This window comes from Geodermatophilus chilensis, from assembly GCF_002802985.1.
GTDB classification, from domain to species: domain Bacteria; phylum Actinomycetota; class Actinomycetes; order Mycobacteriales; family Geodermatophilaceae; genus Geodermatophilus; species Geodermatophilus chilensis.
Map to the genome: position 1 here is coordinate 1 of NZ_NVPT01000360.1, position 1,219 is coordinate 1,219.

A 1,219-nucleotide genomic window follows, 5' to 3' on the forward strand; every position below is an offset into this window, starting at 1 on the left:
GCCCAGGTGGGCCAGATCTCCTCGATGGAGAAGTCGAAGGCGATCGTCATGCCCTGGTAGACCCGGTCGGACGGCTCCACCCCGTACAGCGCCGGCACGATGCCGATGAAGTCGCAGATGCTCGACTGGCTGATCTGCACACCCTTGGGCCGACCGCTGGACCCGGAGGTGTAGATGATGTAGCAGACGGGATCACCGTCGGTCTCGACGCCGGGACGACCGCTCGACTGAACGGCCAGCTCGGACCCCAGCTGGTCGAGGTGGAAGCTCTCGCAGGGCGGGGCGGCGCAGGACGCGGCGAAGGAGGTGTGCGTCACCATCAGGCCGAGGTCGGAGTCCTCGGCGATGAACTGCAGCCGGTCGGCCGGTGCCGCCGGATCGATGGGGACGAACGTCACCTCTGTCTTCGTGACGGCCAGCAGGGCGACGTAGGTGTCCACCGAGCGGTTCAGCAGGATCCCCACCCGGACGCCGCAGCCCACGTCCCGGGCCATCAGGAGGTTGGCCAGTCGGTTCGCGCGCTGGTCCAGGTCGGCGTAGGAGATGTGCTCGCCCTCGCACTCGAGTGCGGTGGCCGATGGTCGACGGTCGCAGGTGCGCTCGAAGTACCGGCTCAGCCGGGTGCACCCGGAAACCTGTCCGCTGAGCTCATCGACGACGTTCTCGTGGAACCGGTACTGCGTGACCGCATTGCCGTTCAGCTGAAAGCGGGTGGCCTCGGTCTCGAGGCGCGCTTCGGCCGGCTCGCGGAACATCGCCACAGGGTCCGGGGCATCGCGGTGGGCGGACATTCACTCACTTCCTGTGATCGACCGGGATCCTCCCGACGCGCCAGCACAATCGGCACTCAGGTCGTCGTCGCAATTTCCGAGAGTCCTGCAGCAGCGTTCGCAGCGTCGTCAGGGATTGGATGTCCCGGGCTCAATTCCGTGGGGTCACCCGGCGACACGTGCCGAGTTCTCCAGCAGTACGTCGACGTCTGTCAGGTAATCCGAGCTGTCGCACCGAGTTGCCATGTTCTCACTTTCAGCAATCGCGCCTTCTCGGGACGAGACCCTGTCGCGGTGGCGATCAAGGACCCGTTAGCCGCGGGTTGCGGACGGTTTCGTCCGAACCGAACATGCGCCCCGCCGCGTTTCGACGCCTCCGCTGCCGCTTACGCGTCACATCGTCGTAAGGTCCGTGAACGCATTGCGACCGCTGAAGCACAGTGGGTCGT

1 protein-coding gene is annotated in these 1,219 nt (G+C 66.0%); it reads right to left on the bottom strand.

Features of this window, described 5'->3' with window-relative positions; translation table 11 throughout:
- Positions 1-755 (bottom strand): AMP-binding protein (locus tag CNO22_RS27150; RefSeq protein WP_198588650.1); only part of this gene is annotated, 755 nt, incomplete at its 3' end.
- Between the last annotated feature and the right edge of the window lie 464 nt (positions 756-1,219).